The organism is Hymenobacter volaticus, from assembly GCF_022921055.1.
Lineage (GTDB): Bacteria > Bacteroidota > Bacteroidia > Cytophagales > Hymenobacteraceae > Hymenobacter > Hymenobacter volaticus.
In genome coordinates, this window is sequence record NZ_CP095061.1 from 957,071 (window position 1) to 982,808 (window position 25,738).

Sequence of the window (25,738 nt, forward strand, 5' to 3'; positions counted from 1 at the left end):
TTCCGGGTGCAAAGGTAAGTAATTCCGATGGCAAAAGCCCGTCCAATCAAAAAGTTAACTTACTGAGACAGAAACCAAGCCGCTGTCAGCGAACCGAACGTATAGCCGCCCGCGTATGTTCCCTCAGAAGCCGAACACTACCGCTCGGCCTACAACCAATCCTTATCTGCTTCAGTACATGCGCTCTTCCTTGTTATTTCTGCTCGTGTCAGCCCTGACGTTGAACTCGGCTTGTTCGCAGAAAAAAAACGGCGGTCCTAGCACCAACGGCTCGGCTGCCAATCAAACTCCCGCAGTTGCCGTGAAGGCAGTAAGTTCTAAATACCCCGCTCCGAAAGTAGTAACGGGCAAGCCCAACGAGTTTCCGGTGCGCAAAACCGATGCTGAGTGGAAGAAGCAACTCACGCCGGCACAATACTTTATTCTGCGCCAGCAAGGTACGGAACGGCCTTTCGTCAACAAATACGCCGACAACCACGAGAAAGGCAACTACTACTGTGCTGCCGATCATAACCTGCTGTTCTCCTCGGAAACCAAATTCGAGTCAGGTACAGGCTGGCCAAGCTTTTGGGCTCCGGCCACCGAAAACAGCCTGAAAGTAACCGCCGACAACAGCTACGGCATGAGCCGCGACGAGCTGGTGTGCGCCAAGTGCGGCGGCCACCTCGGCCACGTGTTCAACGACGGACCTAAGCCCACCGGCCAGCGCTATTGCATGGACTCCGACGGCATGGTGTTCGAAAAAACCAAGTAAACAGGCACTACGGCCCATTTTTTTGCAGCGGCTCATTGGCAATCCAAGCCAATGAGCCGCTTCGTTTGTTGTCGAGGTTGAAAGCCGTTTTACCGTCCCGCTTTTCCTTTGTTTCCTTATGCCGACCCAAGTTCAAGACCCTATCCTGCATCTACAGCAGCAGCTAGCACCGGTTCGCGCGCAGCTAGTGGCGCACGATGTGTACTACGCCTTGCATTCGTTGGAGGATTTGCAGGTGTTTATGCAGCACCACGTGTTTGCGGTATGGGATTTCATGTCGTTGCTGAAAGCGTTGCAGCGTGACCTTACCTGTATCACTGTGCCATGGATGCCGCGCGGTAATCCAGCCACGCGCCGCCTCATCAACGAAATCGTGCTGGAAGAAGAAACCGATGTCGACCAGCAGGGGCAGCCTGCCAGTCATTTTGAAATGTATTTGCGCTCAATGGAAGAATGCGGGGCCGATACAGCACCAATGCACCGGATGTTGGGCGCGCTAGCCATTGGCGAGTCAATAGAGAAAGCGCTGGAAGTAGCCGACGCACCCGAGTCGGTGCGCCAGTTTGTATTGGCAACCTTCAACGTTATCGATTCCAGCGACACGCACGCCATTGCAGCGGCTTTCACCTTTGGCCGCGAAGATGTAATTCCTGACATGTTCCGCCACCTCGTGCACGACTTGCGCGAGCGGTTCCCGAGCCAACTTGACACTTTTACCTACTACCTCGACCGGCACATTCAGCTCGACGAGGAAGTACATACGCCTTTGGCGCAGCAAATGGTGCGCGAACTGTGCGGCACCGATGCCAACCGGTGGCAGGAGTGCCAAGAAGTAGCTGCCAACTGTATGCAGGCCAGAGTGGCGCTTTGGGACGGAATTAAAGCAGCTTTGTCGCAGCCAGTAGCCTAATAAGGTTGGTTTCAAGGCTGTAAGCGCCGAGGTAACTAGGGTAGGACTTTTAACTTATAAAAGCCTCAACCTGCCTGCCTCTTAGTGCGTTGATAGCAAGGCCGTGCCACCCTTGGCGCGGCCTTATTTTTTGTCTTATGAAAAATCTTGACTCGCGCCTTTTTATTGCCGCGCTGTTGATAGGTTCTAGCAGCTTGACTACCGCCTGTTTTACCTCGCAGGAAACCGCTGCGGAGGTGGACCGGCCCGCACTACCCAACCAAATCACGACGGATGCCGAGCGGCAAGCCGCCTATAACAGCGGTGCAGGTTATGGTGGCTCTGTGCCCGACGCTACGCCCGGCCGCGTCCGGTTGGGCGAGCAGGCCAGCAGTATTAATTCGCGCAAACGCCAGGAAACCCTAAACACCAACGACCCCAATACCACCACCAACGAAACCCGTTTGCGCCGCCTCAACGGGGCATTGTAGATACCATGCGGCGCCCGTAAGCTTGGCAACTGCGTGTAGTGCACAACTGCTGCAACTTGCCCGTAAGGAATAAACGCAAAACGGCCCGCTGCTTTCAGAGAAGCAGTGGGCCGTTTTGTATGTATGCTGCGGCTATTGACCGTCTACCGCAATAGGAGTGGTATTTGCCACTTCACTGGTGATAGTTGGCTTGGAAGCGGCGGAAGTAGCAGCGGACCGGCTGCGGCGCGGCGCTGCTGGTTTAGCAACTGCTTTGGCCGCTGGCCGGGCAGCCGCAGTGGCTTTCGGCGCAGTAGGAGCAGGCTGTGCTTTGGGGCTGGCGGAAGCAGTATTAGACTTGGAACTCGGTTTTGTTTTAGCGGCAGTTCCTGTTGGTTCTGTAGAAATACTGTCGGAGGCGGCGGAGGTGCCGGCGTCTTGGTGTTGCACAATGGTGTGCAAGGCCTGCTCGAACAAGCGGGTTGTATCAACGTCGAGGCGCTGCATGGCATCTTTCACCACCTCTTTCAATTTGTCTTTCGTTTCTTTGCGAATGCGCTTTACTACTTCGTTCATGCGCTGGTCTAGCTCCTTTTGCAATTGCTTGGCTGCTAGCTTCAACGTTTTCTTCTGATTGGACTTCTTATCCACACTGGAATCTGAAATAGTATCAGTGGCACGAGCAGCTTTTTCTGCCTTGCGCTGCGCTTTTTCTTCCGGAGTTTTTTTGGTGGAATCCTTTTTAGCCTTTTTCTCAGGCTGTTCTTGTTCAGACTTTTTCATCGGAGAGGAAGTGTGGATGAGGGTTTTTCAGCGGAACACGCGGGAGCAACAACAGTTGAGCTGCCCAAATATAGAAGAAATTATGTCCAGCTTTTGTTGTAGCTACATTCCTTCCCTGTTCTCTATCAATTCATTAGGTCGGTAATTGTAGCCACACATGCTAGCTCCGACTTCTCTTTTCCCACCTCTCGGTTCTCCTTCAGCTTATTTCTCTTTCTCGAATGCAACCTGATCCTCAACGCTATACCGTCACGGCGGCGCTGCCTTATGCCAACGGGCCAGTGCACATCGGCCACTTAGCGGGCGTGTACTTACCAGCCGATATTTATGTTCGTTACCTGCGCGCTGCGGGTCGCGACGTGAAGTTTATTTGTGGTTCCGATGAGCACGGTGTGCCCATCACCATCCGGGCGCAAAAAGAAGGCGTGACGCCGCAGCAAGTAGTCGATAAGTACCACGCCATCATCCGCGACTCGTTCCAGGACTTCGGCGTCTCGTTTGATATTTATTCTCGTACCTCTTCCCGCACGCACAGCGAAGTAGCCAGCGGATTTTTCAAGAAACTCTACGAGGAAAATAAATTCGTCGAGCAGGTTTCGCAGCAGTACTACGACGAGAAAGCCGAGCAATTCTTGGCCGACCGCTACATCGTGGGTACCTGCCCCAACTGCGGCAACGAAAACGCCTATGGCGACCAGTGCGAACGGTGCGGCTCCTCGCTCAGCCCGACCGAGCTTATCAACCCGCATTCCATGCTCTCGGGCAATCAGCCCGTGTTGCGCGATACCAAGCACTGGTACCTACCCCTCGACCAGTACGAACCTTGGTTACGCGAGTGGATTGTGGAAGGCCACAAGCAGGATTGGAAAACCAACGTGTACGGCCAGTGCAAATCCTGGATTGATCAGGGACTCCACCCCCGCGCCGTCACGCGCGACCTAGATTGGGGCGTACCTGTACCAGTGCCCGGAGCCGAAGGCAAGGTGCTCTACGTGTGGTTTGACGCGCCAATCGGCTATATCTCGGCCACCAAAGACCTGCTGCCCGACACCTGGGAAACCTACTGGAAAGACGCTGGCACCAAGCTGGTGCACTTTATTGGTAAAGACAATATCGTGTTCCACTGCATCATCTTCCCCACGATGCTCAAGGCCCACGGCGACTATATCCTGCCCGACAACGTGCCGGCCAACGAGTTCTTGAACCTGGAAGGCGACAAAATCAGTACCTCCCGCAACTGGGCAGTTTGGCTGCACGAGTACCTGCAAGATTTCCCTGGCAAAGCTGACGTGCTGCGTTACGTACTCTGCGCCAACGCCCCCGAAACAAAAGACAATGACTTCACTTGGAAGGATTTTCAAGCCCGCAACAACAATGAGTTGGTAGCCAACCTCGGCAACTTCGTGAACCGGGCGGTGGTTCTTACACACAAGTTCTTCGGTGGCCAAGTGCCAGCGCGCGGCCCGCTCACCGCGCAAGATGAAGAGGTGTTCGCGCAGCTAGCCGAGTTTCCGGTCCGCATTGGTGAGTTGATTGACAACTACCGTTTCCGCGACGCACTGAACGAGTTGATGAACCTCACCCGACTCGGTAACAAGTACCTGGCTGACACTGAGCCGTGGAAACTCATCAAAACCGATGAAGCTCGCACGGGCACCGTGTTGCATGTGGCCTTGCAGCTAGCAGCTAGCCTAGTTACACTGCTCGAACCGTTTCTGCCCACTTCCGCTGCTACGCTAGGTGAGATGCTGAACGTGGAGAAGGGCACGTGGCAGCAAGCTGGTCGCTCCGATGCGCTTGCCGCAGGCCATCAAATCAAAGAAGCAGCGTTGCTTTTCGATAAAATCGAGGATGCCACGGTGGAGGCGCAGGTGCAAAAGCTGCTCGATACTAAAAAGGCTAATGAGCTAGCTAACGCTATAGCTGCGCCTGCAAAAGAAGACATAAGCTTCGAGGAGTTTCAGCGTATGGATTTGCGCGTGGGCACCATTGTAGCAGCCGAAAAAGTAGCGAAAACAAAGAAGCTACTTAAACTTACTGTTGATTTAGGCCTTGCCGAGCCTCGTACTATTGTGAGCGGCATCGCCGAGCATTTCATTCCCGAAGCGCTTGTTGGTCAGCAGGTGCAGGTGCTACTCAACCTAGCGCCCCGCGAAATCAAAGGCATTCAAAGCCAAGGCATGTTGCTGATGGCCGAAAACGCCGATGGTTCGCTAGCGTTGATGCAGCCTGGCCACGCTGTAGTACCAGGTAGTAGCATTGCATAATGCTTTAACGCCTTAGAATAAAATAAAAGGGCCGCTCCTGATTGGGAGCGGCCCTTTTCGTTACTATCGGTATTATGCGTGAGCAGGAGGAGATGCTATATGCCGGAGCAATTGGCACAATCGTCGGACTTAGTGATGCGCCGTAGGTGTGTTCTGGCATAGTCGGCTGGCGCTAGCCCCATATTGTACCCTAGGATGTCGGTCTGCACAAAGTAGGTTTCACCGGCTTTGGCTGCAAACCGCAACACGCTGTCCGTTTTCAGAGGCCACACAAAGAAACCACTGATGTGCGAACGGAGCGTAACCATACCGGCTGGTACCGTGGTAATCATGTAACGTCCTTTGCCCAACCGGCACAAGGCCCGTGTATCATTGAAGAAATCGTAGTTGACGTTCCAACTGAAAAGCTTGTTTGGGCGATACACCACTACCGTAGCCGTAGCCGCCGGTTGTGCTGCCGCCGAAACTGCTGAAAGCAGCACAACACCCAATGCAACCACAAAGCAATGCAATAGCTTAGTTTTCATAGTTGAGGAACGAGTTGATAGCCTCCACTAATATACGCATTTAGCTATTTCGTATTCACTATGTTCATTGCACGGTCTAGCCCAAGTGTGCCAAAGGCCAACACAGCATCGGCCGCCTTTTCGATGTGCGTAGGCAAATCAATTCGTTCGTCGGGGTGAAGGGGTTGAGCACGTAATCCACTTGGCGGCCTTTCGGGAAGTTGGCGTCCACGCCGAAGCGCAGACGGGCGTACTCGTCGCTGCCAATAGTTTCCTGGATGCTTTTCAAGCCGTTGTGTCCGCCCGCCGAGCCTTTCCCTTTGAGGCGCAGCTTGCCGTAGGGGAGAGCCAAATCATCGGTCACTACCACCATGCTTTCTTTCTCCAGTTTCAGGCTAGTCAAGTAGTGCGCAGCGGCCTTGCCACTCAGGTTCATGTAGGTAGTCGGTTTCACCAGTACAAAGGTTTTGCCCTTGTGCTTGATTTCTGTGGTGAAGGCGTGGCGCCCTAGCTCGAAGCGCGCTTCGTGTTTGGCCGCCAGATAATCAGCCACCATAAACCCAATGTTGTGGCGGGTGTCAGCATATTCCGGCCCAATGTTGCCGAGGGCGAGAACCAGGTATTTCATAGAAGTACGAATTGAAATAGGGTGGTTGGGGTACACCGGTCTTACAGTTGTCACCCACTCCTTCGGGTGCAAAGATGTAGGATGGCGAGCAGTAGCAGGTTGAATGCAAGCGGAGAGCGGACAATAAAAAAGCCGTCCTGCTGGCAGGACGGCTTTTCGCAATTGACTGATGAGAAGTTCCACAACGCTCGTGTGGGCCAACCTATCAGTCTTATTTCGTGGGCTACTTCTCGCCTTGCATCTGGCCCTTCAGTGCACGTGGGATAGCCACAGTAGCAATAGGAGCTTGAGAGTTGGTGAGGATAGTGAAGCCTTTTTCTACCACTTTGCTTACCTTGATAGACTTGCCAAGGCCGAGGTCGGAGATATCCACTTCTACGAAGTCGGGTAGGTTTTCGGGGGTAGCTTTTACTTTTAGCTTACGCAGCTTGCTAACCAGTTTACCGCCAGCCAGTACGCCTGGCGAAACGCCTACGTACTTCACGGGGATGTCCATTTTCACTTCTTTGCCGTCAGCCAACTCCAGGAAGTCAACGTGCAGCAGCATTTCGTTTACGGGGTGGAACTGCGCATCCTGCACAATGGCGCGGTAGTGCGTACCCTCCACGTTCAGGTCCACAATGTGAACTTCAGGAGTGTACAACAATTCGCGGAAGAGGATAGCGGGGGCCGTAAAATGGACCTGCTCAGCGCCACCGTACAACACGCACGGCACGTACGACTCAAGGCGAACCGCCTTGGAATCCTTCTTACCGAGATTCGCTCTTTTAAACCCTACAATCTCGAGGCTTTTCATAAAGATGTGTTTTTGAAGAAAATAACCACTTACCCAAGTGGCAAACGGGCCGCAAAGATAGGCAATCAATAGTATAGTTGCTAGGCCCACTTAATTATTAAGGCCACAAGTGGTGTAGGGTAACTAGAAAATTGCCCTCAGAACCACGTTATTTGGTTAACAGACGCTCTGCAAGACCTTCTGCTCTGAACCTTCCATTACTCAACCGACTGCTTATGAAAACAACCGCTATCCTGTCTTGGCTGCTGATGCTTTGTTGCGCGCCCTTGTTCGCTCAAACCACCAGCCAGCCCAACTATGCGCAGCAGCACTACACGAAAAAGGAGGTGTACGTGACCATGCGCGACGGTATCAAGCTCTTCACGGCCATCTATACCCCGAAGGATGCTGCGCCCGGCAAGAAGTACCCCATCATGATGCAGCGGACGTGCTACAGCGTGGCACCCTATGGGGTCGATAAGTATCCGGCGCGCCTTGGCCCTTCCGAAACCATGATGAAGCAAGGCTACATTTTCGTGTATCAGGATGTGCGTGGCCGCTGGAAAAGCCAAGGCACCTGGACGAACATGACGCCGGTTATCGACAAGAAGAAAGGCAAGGAAGACGTGGACGAAGGTTCCGATACCTTCGATACCATTGATTGGCTCGTTAAAAAAGTGGCCAACAACAACGGCCGAGTAGGGCAGTGGGGTATTTCATATCCAGGCTTCTATACCGCCGCCGGTATCCTTTCCGACCATCCGGCCCTTAAAGCTTCCTCCCCACAAGCACCAGTATCCGACTTTTTCTTCGACGACTTCCACCACAACGGCGCCTTTCTGGAGTCGTACATCTTCACATATCCAGTGTTTGGCGTGCAAAAGCAGGATACTACCAGCAAGGCCTGGTACAGCGCGCAAAATATTAAAGCCAACACCAAGGACGGCTACCAGTTTCTGCTGGATTTAGGCCCGCTCAAGAATGCCGATAAGTACTACGCCAACAATTTCTTCTGGCAGGAAACCGTCAACCACCCCAACTACGACGAATTCTGGCAGAAACGCGGTTTGCCCGAACACTACAAGGCCGGCATAAAGCCCGCCGTAATGACCGTGGGCGGCTGGTTCGATGCCGAAGACCTCCGGGGGCCGCTCAGCATCTACAAAACCATCGAGAAGAAAAGCCCCTCTACCTACAACACTATCGTAATGGGACCTTTTGGGCACGGCCGTTGGTCGCGCGAAACGGGCCACACAATGCACAGCAACGTGTACTTCGGCGACAGTATCGCCACTTTCTACCAGCGCAATATCGAGGCGAAGTTCTTCGCGCACTTTCTGAAAGGCAATGGGGACAAAAACTCGGGCCTGCCCGAAGCATACATGTTTGACACCGGCAAAAAGCAATGGGAGACGTTTCCGAAGTGGCCCGTCACAGAGGCGACGCACCTGAAGATGTACCTGAGTGCCGATGGCAAACTGGAAAAGCAGCCCGCCGCCACTCCAGGCACCACCAGCTTTATCAGCGACCCACTCAAGCCCGTGCCCTACACCGAAGACCTGACCACCACCATGGGCTTCACACCGTTCAGTTACATGAGCGAAGACCAGCGCTTCGCCGGCCGCCGCCCCGATGTACTCGTCTACCAAACCGACGTGCTAACCGATGACGTAACGCTCGGCGGCGAAATCATGGCCAACCTCAAAGTAGCCACCTCCGGCACCGACGCCGATTGGGTGGTCAAACTCATTGATGTGTACCCGCCCGATGAGCCCAACAACGAGTACATGCCCAATAAGAACATCACCCTCAGCAACTATTGGCAAATGGTGCGCTCCGAAGTGATGCCTGCTCGTTTCCGCAATAGCTTCGAGAAGCCGGAACCTATGGTGACCAACCAAAAAACCGACGTGAACTTTAGGTTGCAGGATGTGCTGCACACCTTCAAGAAAGGGCACCGCATCATGGTACAAGTGCAGAGCACATGGTTTCCGTTTATAGCCCGCAACCCGCAGAAATTCGTTGAAAACCCGTACAAGGCCAATGAAAGCGACTATATCAAAGCCACTCACACCGTGCATGGCGACAGTTTCATTGATGTAGAAGTATTGCCCGCCGCCAAACAGCCGGTACCGTAACATTTAGCTTTACACAAACACAAAGAGAGCCGCCCAACATGACGTTGGGTGGCTCTCTTTGTGTTTGTGGAGGTTGCGCTTAGATGAAAAGCGAGCTAATCGACTCGTGCGTAACGACGTTGCGGATGGCGTTAGCAAAGAGGTTAGCTACTGAAATAACCCGGATTTTGTCGTTGTCTTCTTTCAGCGCAATGGTGTCAGTAATAACCAGTTCTTCTAGTGCTGAATTCCGGATTCGCTCGTGAGCGGGGCCGCTCAGCAGGCCATGCGTGATAACTGCCCGCACCGATTTGGCGCCGCGCTCCATCAGGAGTTCTGCTGCTTTACAGATGGTACCGGCAGTATCTACAATGTCGTCGACGAGTACCACGTTCATACCCGCCACGTCGCCGATAACTTGCATAGAGGCAATTTCATTGGCCCGTAGGCGCATTTTGTCGCAGACTACGATTTCGGCACCAAACTTCTTGGCGAAAGCGCGGGTCCGAACCACACCCCTACGTCGGGCGAAGCGAAGATGAGGTCATCGAGGTTCAGCGACTTTATATATGGGGCCGTCACTGTCGCGCCGTCGAGGTGATCGACGGGAATATCGAAGAAGCCCTGAATCTGACCGGCGTGCAAGTCGCAGGTCATGAGGCGGTCCGCGCCCACACTCTGAATCATGTTGGCCACAACTTTAGCCCCGATGCTCACACGCGGCTTGTCTTTACGGTCTTGCCGGGCGTAGCCCATGTACGGCATCACAATGTTCACCTTGTACGCCGAGGCGCGCTTGGCGGCATCCACCATCAAAGCCAGTTCCATCAGGTTTTCGGCGGGTGGGGTTGTGCTTTGGATTAGAAACACCGCGCAGCCGCGCACACTCTCGTTGAAACTCGGACCAAGTTCAGTGTCTGCGAAACGCTGAATGCTAAGGTCGCCGAGCGGTTGCCCATATGCTTCTGCTATCCTCTGCGCTAGCGCGTTGGAAGCGTTTCCTGCGAAAATTTTTACCTGCTGTGCCATAGGATGTTTAGAAAGTAGGAACCAGAATTCAACAAGTGAGGCAAATGGAGCAGCGAAGAAGCAGCGCAGTAGCTAATGATCCAAAAGACAGCCGAAATAAAAAAGCGAAAGGCGCTAACTCTTCGGGGAGAAGAATCAGCGCCTTTCGCTTTACTTAGTCGGTTGTCCGACCAGGGCTCGAACCTGGACTTTCTTGAATCAAAATCAAGCGTGTTGCCAGTTACACCATCGGACAATTTCCCCGCGGTTACCAGGAGAGGTATGCCGTTTGGGTGTGCAAATGTACTAGGGCTTTTTTTCAAGGCAAACTTTCGCCGAGATATTTTTTCAGAAATTTTAGTTGACATACCCGAACAAACGCCTTTTTCAGGCCCTGAGTGGCTGATTTTCAGGCTGCCAGAGGTTAGAACTGATTATGTGAACTTTCGTTGAGGTGGCGCCTTGGCAAAGCGGGGATTAAGCCGTAGTTTTGCGGCCTGAATAACGTTGCCTCACTACCTATTAAAGAACCGCAATGGCGAATACCGGCAAAATCACCCAGGTTATTGGTCCCGTCGTGGACGTGAGCTTCGCGGGTGAAAACGCAAAGCTTCCCAATATTCTCGACGCCCTCGAAGTTACGAAAGACAACGGCCAGGTGGTAATCCTGGAGTGTCAGCAACACCTGGGCGAAGACCGTGTGCGTACCATCGCCATGGACTCAACTGAAGGCCTGACCCGCGGCGCCCTAGTGCGCGACCTCGGTGCTCCTATGTCGATGCCAACCGGCGAAGGCGTCAAGGGCCGTCTTTTCAACGTAATCGGTCAAGCCATCGACGGCATTCCACAGCCAAAGAGCGAAGGTGGTTTGCCTATTCACCGGCAGCCGCCACCGTTCGAGGATCTGGCTACATCGTCGGAAATCCTGTTTACGGGTATCAAAGTAATCGACCTGCTTGCCCCTTATGTTAAGGGTGGTAAAATTGGTTTGTTTGGTGGTGCCGGCGTAGGCAAAACCGTACTGATCATGGAGCTGGTAAACAACATTGCTAAGGCCTACGAAGGTCTGTCGGTGTTTGCTGGTGTGGGTGAGCGTACCCGCGAAGGCAACGACTTGCTCCGCGAATTCATTGAATCCGACATCATCAAGTATGGTGAGGAGTTCAAGCACTCGATGGAAGCTGGTGGCTGGGACCTAACCAAGGTTGACCAGAACGAACTGCTGAAGTCGCAGGCTACCTTGGTGTTCGGCCAGATGAACGAGCCTCCCGGAGCTCGTGCCCGCGTGGCCCTGTCGGGTCTGACGATTGCCGAGAACTTCCGCGACGGCGACGGTTCTGGTGCTGGCCGCGACATCCTGTTCTTCATCGACAATATCTTCCGCTTCACGCAGGCTGGTTCCGAAGTATCGGCTCTGTTGGGCCGGATGCCATCGGCCGTAGGTTACCAGCCTACGCTGGCAACTGAAATGGGTGCCATGCAGGAGCGTATTACTTCTACCAAGCGTGGTTCTATCACATCGGTACAGGCAGTATATGTACCTGCCGATGACTTGACTGACCCAGCCCCGGCTAACACCTTTGCTCACTTGGACGCTACTACGGTATTGAGCCGTAAAATCTCCGAGCTTGGCATATACCCAGCCGTTGACCCATTGGACTCCACGTCGCGTATCCTCTCTGCCGACGTACTCGGTGAGGAGCACTACAACACGGCCCAGCGTGTGAAAGAGATTCTGCAGCGCTACAAAGAGTTGCAGGACATCATCGCCATCTTGGGTATGGACGAACTCAGCGAAGAAGATAAGCTGACCGTAAACCGCGCCCGCCGGGTGCAGCGCTTCTTGTCGCAGCCGTTCTTCGTGGCCGAGCAGTTCACGGGCCTCGCCGGTGTACTGGTTGACATCAAAGACACCATCAAAGGCTTCAACGCTATTATTGATGGTGCTTATGACCACCTGCCCGAAGCCGCTTTCAACTTGGTAGGCACCATTGAGGATGCTGTTGCGAAAGGTGAGAAGCTGATTGCCGAAGCGAAGTAAGTAGAATAGCTTAATGGCTGAATTGTTAGATGGTTGACCGTTCAACGCCACGTTAGAACAACCAACCATTTAAGAATTCAGCCATTTTCTAATAATCAAAACCATGCATTTAGAAATCATCACGCCGGATCGGAAAGTATTTGAAGGCGAGGTTACGTCGGCTCAGTTTCCAGGGGCTGATGGGCTGTTCGAGGTTCTCAACAACCACGCACCACTTATTTCGGCTCTGAAGGAAGGCGACGTCGTGCTGAACAGTGCTACCGGCCGTGCTTCCTTCCACATCGAAGGTGGCGTGGTAGAGGTACTCCGCAACAATGTAATCGTACTGGCCGAAGGCGCTTCAGCGTAGCTTTAGGAATTAGAAAGCTACGCCTTAGTTACCCAAATTGACATTTATAAAAAAGAGCCCGCTAGCATTGCTAGCGGGCTCTTTTTATTTGGTTACTACTAGGCTACTGGACCAGCACGCGGCGCGAGAACTGCTGACCATCAGCAGTTTGGCAGAGAACTGTGTAGAGGCCAGGGGCTAGGTTTACAGGTAACGTCCGGTGGAGCGAAGCATTGCCACTCAGCGTCCATTGCGTCTGCCAGCTTATACGACCCACGGCGTCAACCAAGCGGATAGACGCTGCTCCCGCAACCTGTGGCAACTGAAGCGTCAGGCTAGCGCCGTTAGCTGCTGGGTTAGGATATACTAGTAGGCTAGGCGAGTCAGCCTGAGTACGGGCGGAAAGCACGCCGCTGTTGTCCACTCGTACATTTGTCAGATACAGGTTGTTGCCAAACTGGTTGAAAGTCACGAACCGCAGATACACCTGCTGGTTGGCGTAAGCAGTCAAGTCCACGTTCTCTTGCCGCCACTGGTTAGCCGCAGTAGGCGTGAAATAGGCATCCCGCGGGGTTGTAGTTGGTAGTCCGGCAACTGCGGATTTCAAATAAGCCCGGCCCAAACGAGCGTTGGTGCACGCTGCAAAGACATCGACAGCTAGGGAGTCATTGCCGGAGGGGGTATCTACAATCGGAGCATAAGCTAAATCGAACCGCAGAGTGGCCTGCGTTTGAGCGCGCAAATCTAGAAGCGGCGACTGAAGCGAGTCGCGCTGCCCAAGGGTGCTATAAGGACCGAAAGGTAGAGCCAGGGAAGGACCGGTGGTTCCGTCCTTGCGCGTCACACTTGGCGCATACGACCAGGTAATGCCATTATCAGGGTTGAACACAGCCCAGGTAGCGGGCAATCCGCTTTGGAACGTTTCGGCGTAGGGCAGCGCCGCGCCAGCCTGAATGATAACGCTACGAGTCGAGGTGTTGGAACCGTTGGCATTAGTAGCCGTGAGCGTAACCGTGTAGGTGCCAGCCGATGCAAACGTAACCTTGGGGTTTAGCTCGGTGCTGGTAGCTGGCGAGCCACCCGCGAAGGTCCAGGCATAGGTGGTAGTGCAGCGCGTATTGGTTGATTGGTTTAGGAACGAGACAACAGTACCAGGACATAGGGGTGTACGCGGCCGTACGATAAAGCCGGCCACAGGCAGTTCTGCTGATACTACTACCGCGCCGGGCACCGTACGCGTGGCCGTGCCGTTGGCAGTGGTTATAGTCAAGGTTACATCATAGCTACCAGCCGTAGCGTAAGTCACAACAGGGTTGGCAATGGTGCTAGTAGACGGGTTGCCGCCCGGAAAGCTCCATGCGTAAGCCGTAGGCGTACCGAATAGCGTAGTGCTTTCAAACTGTACCGTTGAGCCTGGGCAAATTGGATTGGCAGGCGAACTGGAAGTGGAAAACAGCGGTACTGGAGCTTGATTTGCAACCGGGCCAGTTACAGCCACATCATCGAAAGCGCGGCCACCACGTTGGTTGGTTGCGGCTGCATCAACACGGGTGCTGCCAAAGCGTTGAAAGCGCAAACGTACATCAGTACCTAGCGCTAAAGAGTTTGCTGAAGCAAACGCGCTAAGATCAACGGTAACGGTTTGGTAGCTGGTGGTAGCAGCAGTCCCGGTTAAGTCGGCTACACGATACCACGTGACACCACCATCCACGCTCAATGCTACGCCATCGGTGTTGCTGGTGCCAGTGAAGGTAGCTGGCATCTGGTTGTCTAATTCACCCGTAAACTTCTTGTGCCGGAAAGTAAGGTTCCAACCGCCCGTAGGCGTAGCCGATAAATTCAAGCGCAAAGTGGCTTCGCTGGTGCCGTTGCCTACGGTGGTATTTGGAAAGAAGCCGTCCTGAACCAACTGACCAGGAGCTGAAGCGGGGTCGAAATCACTGCGCACCAATGAGCGAGCACCATTCCGGTCTGTTAGTTCCCAAGCCCGCGCCAAGCCGGGAGGTCCATCAAACGTGTCGATGAAAGGTCCCACTATTGGCGTACTCGGACCGAAAATAGCGCTGTATGCATTGATCAGGCCAGCGCCAGTGAAGTTATCGAAGCCGGCGGGACCTAGGTCGCGCGCCGTGTTTTGCAAGCGTATTTTCAGCTGGGCCTGGGTTAGGTTTGGCTCGGCCTGCCATACCAAAGCGGCCACGGCGGCGGCGTTGGGAGCCGCTGCCGACGTACCAAAGAACAGATAGCCATCTTGGGGGTCAGGCCGGGCTGCCCCTGAAAAGAACGTGGTGCTTACGCCGTCAATGGAGGTAATATCTGGCTTGGGCCGGGTGCTTGGTGCGGGCAGAGGCGTACCATCGGGTGCGAACAGGATGGTAGGGGAACCAATGGAAGAGAAACTCTCGGGAACTAGCCGGCTATAGGAGGGGTAGCGGCCACGGCTTGGGCGCTTAGCGAAGCAGCGTGCCCAACAATGGTACCGCTTCCAGTGAAATATTCCCGGGGCTGGTTGCCTTCAAAAAGGATATACTTTACTCGTGCTGGATCGGCGGTGCCAGCCCGGCGCCGAACTACCAAGTCATAGAGGGTAATCGTATCATTGGCGACGTTGTTGAAAGTAAGTACCTCCGCTGGTGTCTGAAGAAGAAGGTTGTTGCTTGCTTGACGAGCCGCGGTGTCGCCATTGGCACGCAGTAGGTAAATGTCAAGGTCAGTACGAACTCCTGCGGTGGTATAGAAAGGGTCGCTCCACTGCAAGGAGAGCCGCAAAGTCTGGCCTTTGCCGACGCGGAACCGCTGGCGCGTGTCGGAGGGACTACCAGTCGGGGCGAAGTTGAGGTCGGCGGAGCCGGCAGTGGTAGACAGAAATGCCGGGTTGATGTATTCTGACGATAGGTTAGCCTGGTTGCCAGCCGATGAGTAGTAGGCTACGCCGCGCTGGGTAGTGACTTCCTCTACTGCCTGCGCAATTACGCCATCCTGAAACATGGGCTCCGCGAAATAGAAAACGTCATCGACGATGACTTTACTGTTGCCCCGTGCCGGGTCAGCCAAAGCGCGGATGTTGTTGGCAAATCCGCCTTCGCCTGTGAAAGCTGTAGCGAAAGATAAAGGCGACCCTGGGGCAATGTCGTAGATGAGCTGCACCATGGCTCGGCCCTCATCAGAACCGTCTTTATCCAAATCTTGAATTACCTGCACGTTAGCAGGTAAGTCGCCGGAGGCTACGTCGGCCGCGGCGCCTGAAAGATTGTTGTAAGAGTCACTGAGCACACCTATGCGCACCCCTTGGCCGTTGTAGCTGGTAGGCCGAGCGCCCCGTACGCGGTTGGCTTCCAAGATGTAGTCGGCTTGGTTCTGTACGCGGCCAGCGCGTTGTTCTGGTTGTAATACGGGCAGTACTCCTAGCAGTCCACGATTGCCTAGTGCACCCACGCCGGCTGTGCCCGGTGCCAGTTGCTCAACGGGCATGTACCCCTCCACGAAGTGCAGCTTCGGATAAGAGCTAACCACCTGAAAGCCTCTGGAAGTCAACTGCGGCAGCAGCGCGCTTACGTCTTCAGCTGTCACACGCACCATCACCGAAGGAGTGGAACTAGCCGCTGCACCGCGCTGCGCCGCACCGGTAGCAGGCGTAAGCGTTAGGCCAGCAAACTCGCTTTGAAGCTGCCGAGGCGAATTTACCGCGCGTGAGCGTTGGTAAAGCTGCTGCAAATCGTTAGCGATACGCGACTTAGGATCGGCGCGGAAATTGGGATTGGGTACTGCGCTTACCCGGGCAGCTTTGCGTGGCGGCAACTGCGGCCCATCTTGAGCCAGCCCGGAGCCGGCACTCAGAAGCGCAAGCGCCAATAAGTAGATCTTTTGCATTATGTGGAATAAATATGTGAAGAAAAGGCGCTGGTTTATGAAAATGTAAGGAAAACGCCAGTAGTTGAGACAATAAATTAAAGGAAAATGAATGTAGTAAAATATTGGAAAAAAGAAAATTAATAGTTTAAAAGCTCAATTCCGCTTCCAAACATGGTCTTGATTATAAGCTGAAGCCTATATTTAATGGATATAATTTTATAAAGTATTGTAGTTGAAACAAACGAAGTTCACTACCAGTGTTGAGTGCGCTATTTCCGCGGCTTAACCCGATTACTGCGCAAGTAGTTTATGTGCAAATTGCTGTTTGACGCTTGAAAAGCTTGCGCCAAATTTTTGCTTTGCTTGCCTACGGCGCAGCGGGTTTACTATTGGTAGTTGATAATGCTTCACAGGAAAGAGGCGAAATAGCTGTGGAAATAAGCTATTCACTGTAGCTTGCGTTGCGCACGGCACATTCCACCGATAACTGGTTGTGCCACTGCTACGCCAATCACGCATCATCACGAAGGCCGCAAGTTTCCGTCTTACATGCATATCACTCCCAAAATCACCCCGATCTATCAAACTTCGGTTTTCAAGTTTGAGGACCTCAACGAATTGGAACTGTACTACGGGGAACCCGGCAGCCGCTACATGTACTCACGCAACGGCAACCCTAATTCCGATGAGCTGGCCGATGCGGTAAATCTGCTGGAGAATGGGGTAGGAGCAATAGCTACGGGCTCAGGAATGGCCGCCATCTTCGCGGCTATCATGGCGTACTGCACTGCCGGCGACCATGTACTGTGCGCTGCGGATATCTACGGTGGCTCTTCAGCCCTACTGAACTTGGAGCTAAGCCGGTTGGGTATCACAGTCACATACGTGCCTTTCGAAGATCTTAGTACGGATTTGACGCCTTATGTACAGTCGCGCACTCGGTTGCTGCTCTGCGAAACAATCAGCAATCCGCTGTTGCGCGTAATAGACCTGCGTGCTACTGCTGAAGCTTGCCATGCCTGCGGATTGAAGCTGGTAGTTGATAACACGTTTGCTACTCCCATCATCACGCGCCCTTTCGACCACGAAGCCGATCTGGTAATTCATAGCGTGACCAAATACATTTCCGGCCATTCGGATGTGACGGCGGGGGTGGTAGTGGCCCGGGTTGCAGAAGATGCAGAGCGGCTCAAGCAGATCAGTATGCTATTTGGTTTAACCCTTAGCCCGATGGAAAGCTGGCTAGCAGTACGTGGCCTAAAGACGCTACGCCTGCGAATAGAAGCACATTGCCGTAATGCAGAGGCTATTGCCTTGTTTCTGGAGCAGCAGCCAACGGTTAGAACTGTTCATTACCCTGGTTTGCACCAACACCCGCAGCACCTGCTGGCAGCAACTCAAGGCAGCCAGTTATTTGGCGGCATGTTGTCTTTTCAGTTAGAAGACGAAGCTGAAGTAGTAAACCAATTCATGCGTGCCACGAAACGGTTTCCTTTCGCGCCTTCACTGGCGGGGGTAGATTCCTCCTTGTCGTACCCGCTCGGAACTTCGCACCGGTCCCTCACCCCTCAACAGCAAGTCGACTTGGGTATAACGGTTGGATTGATACGCCTATCAGTAGGCATCGAACCAGTTGAGGAGTTACTGACGGATTTAGAGCAAGCTTTTGCATCGGTAACTCACACTATGCAGACAAACTAAGTTTGTTAAAAGAATACTACCTGTAAAAGCCTTATACTGCATGCTCTGCCCTTTGTACTCTTAATACTATTGAATGAACTTTATGTACTAAGTTACCTAGCCTTATACTGAATTTGTGGCTGCTGTGAGATGAATAGTACTCATGCGATTTACGTGTTCGATACATATGTGTTTGATATAAAGACTATTAGAGTTTTCGGGCTCTATTTGTATCGGTGTTGGTTACTAGTAATAGAAACATAGTGAATAGAAGGATTTGGTATGTTAAGTCGGTGCTCTTTCTACAGCAGGAATAGAAGCATTACCTATTTAAGAACTGCAATTCTAATCCTCTTTGTCGGGCATCACTACAATTGTTGTAGGTATGCTATAATGCATACTGTCTGCTCTGGAATCAAGTCCGGTAATGAGGTTGAATTTGATACTGATAGTAGAGCTACTTGGGGAGGAGGCATGTTTGGTAACAGCCTTTTTCATGTCACTTCATATCTAGGCTTGCTCTGTAGCTAGGTTCGACTACACTACCTGGCTATTTGAGCAAACCGAATTGAATAAAACAGCTACAAGGATAGGTTCTTGAAAAAGGTCTGGTACTTGACCTTGATACCAATTGAACTCCCTAGCATAACTCAAGTGATTCTAGTGGTCTGCTAGTGAAGGAAAGCCGCTACTTTTAATCTTTGCACAATAGCTATAGCGAATTTTTGTTTATTATTTATTTGACAATGAATTCATAGAATTATTATAACTAATACTATGATTAGTCTATATTGCTGCTCAATGCCAAGTGCTTCTATGATTACTATCGATAGAAGCTGAACTGTTCTGGAATGCATTCTATCATAGTGTATGTAGGCCTCCGTCTATGTAGACTATTCCAAAGCACTGAACGGACGGTTAGCACCTCAGTAATACCATCCACTAGATAGTATTGCAAGTAAAAGTGTGCGCTGCAACTGCCTAATACTTAGTCAGCAAGATCCTAGAACTAGTTCTTGCAGATTCCTTTTGCTCAGTCTTACGCTTTAAGCGCAATTTGTAACTACACGCAGAGAATATATGCTATTAGCCCCCAAAAACGTGGCTGTCGCACACACAAGGGAAGGTGCCCTTGACTATTTAAATAAATACAGTGTCAACATACTGTTGGCGCTTGTTGCCATAGGTGTATTTCTGCGCGTATTCCATTTGTTCGATAACAGATCCTTTTGGATAGACGAGCTCTATCTTAATGGCAACGTTATAAAAATGGGATTTTGGGAATTGGTTACTAAGCCAATGGATTACGAACAAAAAGCGCCCCTTGGTTATCTGTGGGCGTCAAAGCTTGCCGTGATTTTATTTGGTAAAGGAGAAAAAGCGCTCCGTTTATTCTCTTTACTCTGTGGAATAAGTGCTTTATTTTTCTTTGTACCGGTTGCACGTTATTTCTTAAAATCATGGGCAGCACCGATAGCGGTTGGCATTTTAGCTCTCGGCGAACCATTTGTTTATCATTCAACAGAAGCAAAACAATATAGCGCAGAGCTCTGTGCTTCTGTTATGGCTTTATATTTCTTTGTGAAATTTCACAAATCGTTAGAAATAAAATCATTGTTGGTATGGGGAATAGCTGGCGGCCTTCTAGTTTGGTTTTCTTATTCCTCGATATTTATTCTTGCTGGATTAGCTATTGTAGTGAGCGGCAATTTGCTGCTCAATAAAGAATGGAAAAATTTCTCTCTTAAGTTAATTCCATTCACTATATGGCTATTTAGTTTTTCTCTCGTCTATTTCCTTTTTCTTCGCAAATACGAGGATTCGGGTTGGCTCAAGAATTTCTTTGAGGTGATGTACGCGGCTTATATGCCAATGCCGCCGTCTTCGAAAAAAGACCTAGTATGGTTTGCCTATACGCATTACATGATGCTGGAGCGCAATCTGGGCATGCTAACCAAATTTGGCGACCATATAAAGAATTATTCCCCTTTGCAAACTTTCTTTAGAATGCCATTTCTGCCAATTATAATGGAGGCGGTTGGGGGACTTATTCTCTTTAGAAAAAGCAAGTATTTATTCCTTATTCTCACTACACCAATATTCTTAACTCTTCTGGCATCAGGTTTCAAGTTTTATCCGTTTTATGAACGGTTTATATTATTTCTTGCTCCACTATTTCTTCTCCTTATTGCTTATGGGGCAGAACAGACGGTTAATGTTCTCAATCAAAACATTAGTAAGGCTATTGCGCCCATACTTTTCATTCTCTTATTGCTTCCTCCTTTTTGGAATGCAGTAAGATTTACTTTGGATCCTAGCCAACTGTACAAAAAAGAATACAACAGGGAAGCGTTACTTTATGCGGATGACCGGTTCAAAGAAGGCGACGCTGTATATGTGTATTGGAACATGAACCATGCCTATAAGTACTATAAGGACGCTTATAGTCTCAAATATGATGCACTAGGCCGAGATGATTTGAGACATGTAACAGCTAGCAAGCAAGAATATTACGATAAAATACGGCAGCAATTAGGTGACCTGCGTGGAAAAAAGCGGCTCTGGCTTATACAGAATCCTGACTTAAGAAATAATATCGGAGATTATCCGGGTCGTACTCCAAAATGGTATTACGACCCAAATTTTCTTCCAGCAAGGGAATTAGAAAGCGTTATTTCTGAACTTGGCGTAACTCCAGTTGACAGCTTCCAGCGGCCAAGTATTGATGTTAAATTATATGAATTAAAAACAGGTAATTGATAGCGCTTTTACATTGGTAATGCAGGTTGTAGTAAGGCAAGTATTGAAACTGAAGAAGCACGGTACTAGTATGAGTTGATCAATGAGGTGTAGCCATTAGGTAAGTAGAATAAGTGTACTACTGCATGATGCTGAATTGGCAGCCGCCTTGCTTAATGGCTGTGCTTTGTTAGGCCGGGCTTCTCTATGCCGCGAATAAATGCGTAGAATTAAGCCCACCTTCTTCTGTACTTGTTTATGCGTCAACTGTATTCCTTCCTGCCTTTGCTGTTAGGCGTTGTGTTTGGTTGTTCTAAAAAAGCGGAGCCGACGCAAGCTGTCAATAAAACCGATTCCTTACTGGTGTTTTATAAGACGAGCGGCTTCTACCACACCTCTATTCCGGCCGGTATCAAGGCTATTCAGCAGCTAGGCCAAACCAATAATTTTCGTGTTGACACCACCAACAATTCCGCACGTTTTCAACTCGATAGTCTGCGCAAATACAAGGCGGTAGTATTCTTGAGCACCACCCAAGATGTATTGAATACAACTCAGCAATTGGCATTCGAGCAATATATCCGGCTGGGCCGAGGCTTTGTAGGCATTCATGCAGCCACTGATACCGAGTACGAGTGGCCGTGGTACAATGGCTTGGTGGGGGCTTACTTCAATGGTCACCCTAAGGTTCAGCAAGCCACGGTACGTGTTGTCGATAACAAGCATCTGGCCACGAGTTTCCTCCCGGCTCAATGGGTGCGCACCGACGAGTGGTATAACTTTCGCAACCTAGCTGCCGACCTGCATGTGCTAGCTACACTAGACGAAACCACTTACACAGGCGGTACTAATGGTACCAACCATCCTATCGCATGGTACCATTCCTACGACGGCGGTCGGGCATTCTATACTGCTGGTGGCCACACAGATGAAAGCTACCAAGAGCCATTGTTTCTGCGGCACCTGCTAGGCGGTATCACGTATGCACTAGGGAAGTAAAAGAGGGCCGCTCAGTGAGCAGCCCTAGTCTTCGGTACTTGTTTCGGGTATTAGCAGCCTCTGAGTGATTATTCCAGCATATTAGGGCTAACTAGATTCGCTACCAAAGCAGCGTTTCAAGCTATAAAATCTCCCTTACGGCATCTGTCACGCGCCGCAGATCCGTTTCCGTCATGGCGGTACCAGAAGGTAGACAGAGGCCACGCGTGAAAAGGTCAGTGCAAAGAGCACCGCCGTACACAGGAGCTGTAGCGAAGAGGGGCTGAAGATGCAGCGGCTTCCAAAGCGGCCGACTCTCGATATTGCGCGTTTCGAGGTGGAGTCGGAGTTGTTCGGGGGTGACGGTGGTTTCGGCAGGGTCAAGGAGCAGGGTAGTCAGCCAGCGGTTGCTGCGACTGCCAACAGGTTCGGTGGGCGCGATTTGCAGCCCGGCAATACTCCCGAGATGCTCGCGGTACCAAGCATATATTTCTCGCCGCCGCTTTACCCGGTCTTCAATGAGCTCCATCTGACCGCGGCCAATACCGGCCAGCAAGTTGCTAAGCCGGTAGTTGTAGCCCGTTTCAGAATGCTGATAATGAGGGGCTGCATCTTTGGCCTGCGTGGCCAGGAAACGAGCTTTGCGCGCCCACTCGCTGTTGTTGGTTAGCAAGGCCCCACCACCGCTGGTGGTCAGAATCTTGTTGCCATTAAAGGAAAACACACTTACTGCTCCAAAGGATCCGAGCGGTTGACCTTCGTAGCGGGAGCCTAGCGCCTCGGCTGCGTCTTCGAGTACTGGTATATCATGCTCGGCGGCTAAGGCCAGAATCTCACGCAGTTTGGCGGGCATACCATACAGATGCACTACTACCAAAGCCTTTGGTTTTCGACCTTGCCGAAGCTGGTCGTCAATGGCCTCCCGTAGGCGCTCGGGGCACAGGTTCCAGGTGTCGGCTTCACTGTCAATGAAAACGGGCGTGGCTCCGAGGTAAGTTATGGGGTTGGCCGTGGCCACGAAAGTAAACGAGGGACAAAGCACCACATCCCCGGACCGACACCCAGCAACAGCAGTCCTAAATGAATGGCCGCCGTGCCCGAGGTGAGGGCAATGCAATGGTTGACCCCTGTGAATTCGCAAATATCCCGCTCAAATCCGTCGAGATTAGGCCCGGTGGGAGCTACCCAATTGTCTTCAAGCGCCTTGTGTAGGTAGTTGATTTCGTGGCGGCCCAAGTGGGGCGGCGATAAGTATAGACGATCGTAATCTTGGCTGCGCATAAAGGTATTGGAGCCTAAGCTTCCGTTTAGGCTTGTTGTATAGGTGTTGCGAGGTAGTAAGAGTAGGGGCACAGGCAGCAGAAGCACAATGCAAGAGCATACTGCGGCAGTTAGGTTGTTCTTAGCTAAGAATGAGTAAGCGAAAGTAGTTGCTACATCTGGTATTGCTTGTTCTTAATAACCTGTGCCGGTACGCCAACGGCCGTGCAGTTGGCGGGCAAGTTGCGAACGGCTACTGCCCCTGCCCCCACAATAGTACGGGCACCTACTTGCACGTGGTTGATAACGGTGGCATTGGTACCCAAGTACACGCCGCTTTCAAGATGCGCCGCGCCGCCTACATTGGCGTGTGGCATCAGAGAGCAGAAGTCTTCCAGCACCGCATCGTGCCCAATTGTACAACCCAGATTAAGCAATACATGCTGGCCGAGGATAATGTCGGTGGTTAAGATGCAGCCTTGGCTGATGATGCAGCCGGCCCCGATTTGTAGGTTCTGATACGGGGCGCACGCCACTCCGGGGTGTATAAGCGTAGCAAATACCAAATGCGGAGACGTAAGCTGTGCTACCACTGCTGCCCGGCTCTGGCTGCTGCCTACGGCCACAACTACATGCAAAGGCACTGTACCCTCGTTCAGGTCGGCGCTGGTGCCCAAGTAAGGCAAGCCGTGAAGCGTGCCCTGAGAAGGCGGTGCATCATCATAAAAGCCCGTAAGCTGCCACGTAGGCTGACGCTCATTGATTTGATGCACTAACACCAATACTTCCCGGCCAAAGCCGCCCGCCCCAAAAATAGCCAACGGACGTAGCGGCTGGGTATGCATAGTGTTAGTTGCAGGAAAAGTAGGATCAGTCATGAGGAAGCCAAAATGTCGGAGGAGGGAGCTGAAGGAAAAGACGCGGAGCCCCGGAATGGCTCGGTGGTAGCCTGACCAGGAGCATTGATGCCGTGAGCACCCAGTACACGCAACGCGGTGCGAAACAAGATGCGCAGATCGAGCGACAAGCTGATGTTATCTACGTACCAGGCATCGTATAAGAACTTTTGTTCCCAACTGATGGCATTGCGCCCATTCACCTGTGCCCAGCCCGTAAGGCCCGGTAAAACCAGATGGCGGCGGGCTTGCGCCGGCGAATAGAGCGGCAAGTATTCGGGCAGTAAAGGGCGCGGGCCCACCAAACTCAAATCACCACGCAGTACATTCCAGAGTTGGGGCAACTCATCGAGGGAAGTGGCGCGCACCCAACGACCCAGGCGTGGTAGGCGCTGCGCATCCGGCAGAAGATGGCCGTAGGTGTCGTGCGCGGTGGTCATCGTTTGGAGTTTGTAGAGCATGAACAGTTGCCCATGCCGACCTGGCCGTAGTTGCCGAAACAACCACGGGCCACCATTTTGCGCGGCCAACACCGCCGCTCCAACCAGCAAGACCGGCAACGCCGCCAGCAATAGCGGAGCTGCCAGCCCGACGTCCAAGACGCGCTTGCCCCAGCGGCGGTACCAGTCGGTGGCGTTCAACATACAGGAGAGTCAATCTATCTAGGTTGCAAAGTTGTGTTTTTCCGAGCATTTCGCCTTTCATACGAAGGCGAAGAGGCCACAAACCAGTTGTAGAATTTACAAAAGCGCAGCACAGTCTTCAAACTGTTTGCTGCTAGAGGGTGTGAAAAGCAGACATACTTGCTACCAGTTCAATGCTCATGCTAACCTACTAATCAGTGCAGCTAGGTTTTGCCTTCCGTTAAAAGCAAAGAGCCGTCGGCTGTAGATTAACCGATGCTACCGGGCGCAAAGCGTGCAAAGCTTCCGCTACATTTGCGACATGCTCGTTTTCCCGAACGCCAAACTCAACCTCGGCCTCTATATCACCGGCCAGCGGCCCGATGGCTTCCGCAACCTCGAATCGGTGTTTGTGCCCCTGCCGTGGTGCGATGCGCTGGAAGTATTGCCTGCCGCCGAGTCCACCGAAACTACGCTCGCGCTTACCGGCATTCCCATTCCGGGCGACCCGGCTACCAACCTCTGCCACCGCGCCTACGAATTGCTGCGCACTGATTTCAACTTGCCTCCCATACGCCAGCACCTGCACAAAGTAGTACCCATAGGAGCGGGCTTGGGCGGCGGCTCTGCCGATGCTGCGTTTGCGCTACGTGCCTTAAACGAGTTGTTTGAGCTGGATTTATCTGCCGAAACATTGGTGGGTTACGCTCGTCGGCTCGGTTCCGACTGTGCGTTCTTCATAGCCAACAAGCCGGTTTTCGCCTATGAAAAGGGCGACGTATTCGAGGAAATCAGCTTGAACCTAACCGGCACAGCGTGCAAAGTTGTGTACCCCGGCCTACACATCAGTACTGCCGAAGCCTACTCGCGGGTAACACCCCGCACGCCTCGCCACGACCTGCGCGAAGCCCTGCGCCAACCGATGGAAACCTGGCGCGAAACGGTCAGCAATGATTTCGAGGACGCACTGACGCCGTTTTATCCAGTGCTTGGTGAAATCAAGGAGCAGCTTTATGCCGCTGGCGCCACCTACGTCAGCTTGTCGGGTTCGGGCTCGGCGGTGTATGGGCTCTTTCCGGGCTTAGAACTCCCTCCTAAGTTGGATATGCCAAATGGATATTTGGTTTGGGATGGACGGTTGTAG

At 52.2% G+C, this 25,738-nt stretch carries 19 protein-coding genes, 1 tRNA gene and 2 pseudogenes; 11 read left to right on the forward strand and 11 right to left on the reverse strand.

Annotated features, from left to right (window positions below; genetic code table 11):
* Positions 1 to 178 precede the first annotated feature (178 nt).
* The 3 genes from msrB (at position 179) to MUN86_RS04215 (ending at position 2,134) form a co-directional block, all read left to right on the forward strand.
* Positions 179 to 754, forward strand: coding sequence for a peptide-methionine (R)-S-oxide reductase MsrB (gene msrB / locus MUN86_RS04205; protein ID WP_245122126.1), 576 nt, complete (start codon positions 179 to 181; stop codon positions 752 to 754).
* A 118-nt stretch (positions 755 to 872) separates the two neighbouring features.
* Complete coding sequence (locus MUN86_RS04210; protein WP_245122129.1) at positions 873 to 1,664, forward strand: DUF3050 domain-containing protein; 792 nt, start codon at positions 873 to 875, stop codon at positions 1,662 to 1,664.
* Positions 1,665 to 1,801: 137 nt separating this feature from the next.
* Complete coding sequence (locus MUN86_RS04215; protein WP_245122132.1) at positions 1,802 to 2,134, forward strand: hypothetical protein; 333 nt, start codon at positions 1,802 to 1,804, stop codon at positions 2,132 to 2,134.
* 132 nt (positions 2,135 to 2,266) lie between these two features.
* On the opposite strand, the gene MUN86_RS04220 is transcribed toward MUN86_RS04215, so the two are convergent.
* Positions 2,267 to 2,896, reverse strand: a complete 630-nt coding sequence (locus tag MUN86_RS04220) for a hypothetical protein (protein ID WP_245122135.1) — start codon at positions 2,894 to 2,896, stop codon at positions 2,267 to 2,269.
* A 221-nt stretch (positions 2,897 to 3,117) separates the two neighbouring features.
* Between MUN86_RS04220 and metG the strand changes: the two genes are divergently transcribed.
* Positions 3,118 to 5,163, forward strand: coding sequence for a methionine--tRNA ligase (gene metG, locus MUN86_RS04225; protein ID WP_245122138.1), 2,046 nt, complete (start codon positions 3,118 to 3,120; stop codon positions 5,161 to 5,163).
* A gap of 95 nt (positions 5,164 to 5,258) precedes the next feature.
* Here metG and MUN86_RS04230 read toward each other — a convergent pair whose 3' ends face one another.
* The 3 genes from MUN86_RS04230 to MUN86_RS04240 form a co-directional block, all read right to left on the reverse strand.
* Positions 5,259 to 5,690 carry a hypothetical protein gene (locus MUN86_RS04230; protein ID WP_245122141.1) on the reverse strand — a complete coding sequence of 144 codons (432 nt, stop codon included), beginning with the start codon at positions 5,688 to 5,690 and terminating at the stop codon, positions 5,259 to 5,261.
* Between the two features lie 76 nt (positions 5,691 to 5,766).
* Positions 5,767 to 6,297 carry an aminoacyl-tRNA hydrolase gene (gene pth, locus MUN86_RS04235; RefSeq protein WP_375379462.1) on the reverse strand — a complete coding sequence of 177 codons (531 nt, stop codon included), beginning with the start codon at positions 6,295 to 6,297 and terminating at the stop codon, positions 5,767 to 5,769.
* Positions 6,298 to 6,520: 223 nt separating this feature from the next.
* Positions 6,521 to 7,093 (reverse strand): 50S ribosomal protein L25/general stress protein Ctc, encoded by a 573-nt coding sequence (locus tag MUN86_RS04240; RefSeq protein ID WP_245122144.1) that lies wholly within the window; start codon positions 7,091 to 7,093, stop codon positions 6,521 to 6,523.
* Between the two features lie 215 nt (positions 7,094 to 7,308).
* Between MUN86_RS04240 and MUN86_RS04245 the strand changes: the two genes are divergently transcribed.
* Complete coding sequence (locus tag MUN86_RS04245; RefSeq protein WP_245122147.1) at positions 7,309 to 9,210, forward strand: CocE/NonD family hydrolase; 1,902 nt, start codon at positions 7,309 to 7,311, stop codon at positions 9,208 to 9,210.
* A gap of 79 nt (positions 9,211 to 9,289) precedes the next feature.
* On the opposite strand, the pseudogene MUN86_RS04250 reads toward MUN86_RS04245, so the two are convergent.
* Positions 9,290 to 10,218: pseudogene (locus MUN86_RS04250) on the reverse strand (ribose-phosphate pyrophosphokinase).
* A 162-nt stretch (positions 10,219 to 10,380) separates the two neighbouring features.
* Positions 10,381 to 10,453, reverse strand: a tRNA-Gln gene (locus tag MUN86_RS04255).
* A gap of 279 nt (positions 10,454 to 10,732) precedes the next feature.
* On the opposite strand from MUN86_RS04255, the gene atpD reads away from it, so the two are divergent.
* Together atpD and atpC are read left to right on the forward strand one after the other, a co-directional pair.
* Positions 10,733 to 12,238: a F0F1 ATP synthase subunit beta gene (gene atpD, locus MUN86_RS04260; protein ID WP_245122149.1), complete on the forward strand. Its 1,506-nt coding sequence runs from the start codon at positions 10,733 to 10,735 to the stop codon at positions 12,236 to 12,238.
* Between the two features lie 103 nt (positions 12,239 to 12,341).
* The gene (gene atpC, locus MUN86_RS04265) at positions 12,342 to 12,587 is read left to right on the forward strand and encodes an ATP synthase F1 subunit epsilon (protein WP_245122152.1); all 246 of its coding nucleotides are present in this window, start codon (positions 12,342 to 12,344) and stop codon (positions 12,585 to 12,587) included.
* Between the two features lie 103 nt (positions 12,588 to 12,690).
* Here atpC and MUN86_RS04270 read toward each other — a convergent pair whose 3' ends face one another.
* Together MUN86_RS04270 and MUN86_RS04275 are read right to left on the reverse strand one after the other, a co-directional pair.
* Entirely contained in the window at positions 12,691 to 15,063 is a 2,373-nt protein-coding gene (locus tag MUN86_RS04270; RefSeq protein WP_311182059.1) for a PKD domain-containing protein, read from the reverse strand.
* Positions 14,976 to 16,436, reverse strand: coding sequence for a S8 family peptidase (locus MUN86_RS04275; protein WP_245122156.1), 1,461 nt, complete (start codon positions 16,434 to 16,436; stop codon positions 14,976 to 14,978). The genes MUN86_RS04270 and MUN86_RS04275 overlap by 88 nt, the downstream gene beginning before the upstream one ends.
* A gap of 531 nt (positions 16,437 to 16,967) precedes the next feature.
* On the opposite strand from MUN86_RS04275, the gene MUN86_RS04280 reads away from it, so the two are divergent.
* From MUN86_RS04280 to MUN86_RS04290, 3 genes are all read left to right on the forward strand, one after another.
* Entirely contained in the window at positions 16,968 to 18,119 is a 1,152-nt protein-coding gene (locus MUN86_RS04280; protein ID WP_245122159.1) for a trans-sulfuration enzyme family protein, read from the forward strand.
* 1,080 nt (positions 18,120 to 19,199) lie between these two features.
* Positions 19,200 to 20,858: an ArnT family glycosyltransferase gene (locus tag MUN86_RS04285; protein ID WP_245122162.1), complete on the forward strand. Its 1,659-nt coding sequence runs from the start codon at positions 19,200 to 19,202 to the stop codon at positions 20,856 to 20,858.
* A gap of 237 nt (positions 20,859 to 21,095) precedes the next feature.
* Positions 21,096 to 21,836 (forward strand): ThuA domain-containing protein, encoded by a 741-nt coding sequence (locus MUN86_RS04290; protein ID WP_245122165.1) that lies wholly within the window; start codon positions 21,096 to 21,098, stop codon positions 21,834 to 21,836.
* A gap of 121 nt (positions 21,837 to 21,957) precedes the next feature.
* Here the strand turns inward: MUN86_RS04290 and MUN86_RS04295 are convergent.
* From MUN86_RS04295 to MUN86_RS04305, 3 genes and pseudogenes are all read right to left on the reverse strand, one after another.
* Positions 21,958 to 23,096, reverse strand: a pseudogene (locus tag MUN86_RS04295) (DegT/DnrJ/EryC1/StrS family aminotransferase).
* 152 nt (positions 23,097 to 23,248) lie between these two features.
* The gene (locus tag MUN86_RS04300; RefSeq protein WP_245122170.1) at positions 23,249 to 23,920 is read right to left on the reverse strand and encodes an acetyltransferase; all 672 of its coding nucleotides are present in this window, start codon (positions 23,918 to 23,920) and stop codon (positions 23,249 to 23,251) included.
* A 29-nt stretch (positions 23,921 to 23,949) separates the two neighbouring features.
* Complete coding sequence (locus MUN86_RS04305; protein WP_245122172.1) at positions 23,950 to 24,615, reverse strand: sugar transferase; 666 nt, start codon at positions 24,613 to 24,615, stop codon at positions 23,950 to 23,952.
* A 301-nt stretch (positions 24,616 to 24,916) separates the two neighbouring features.
* On the opposite strand from MUN86_RS04305, the gene ispE reads away from it, so the two are divergent.
* Positions 24,917 to 25,738, forward strand: a complete 822-nt coding sequence (ispE, locus tag MUN86_RS04310) for a 4-(cytidine 5'-diphospho)-2-C-methyl-D-erythritol kinase (protein WP_245122174.1) — start codon at positions 24,917 to 24,919, stop codon at positions 25,736 to 25,738.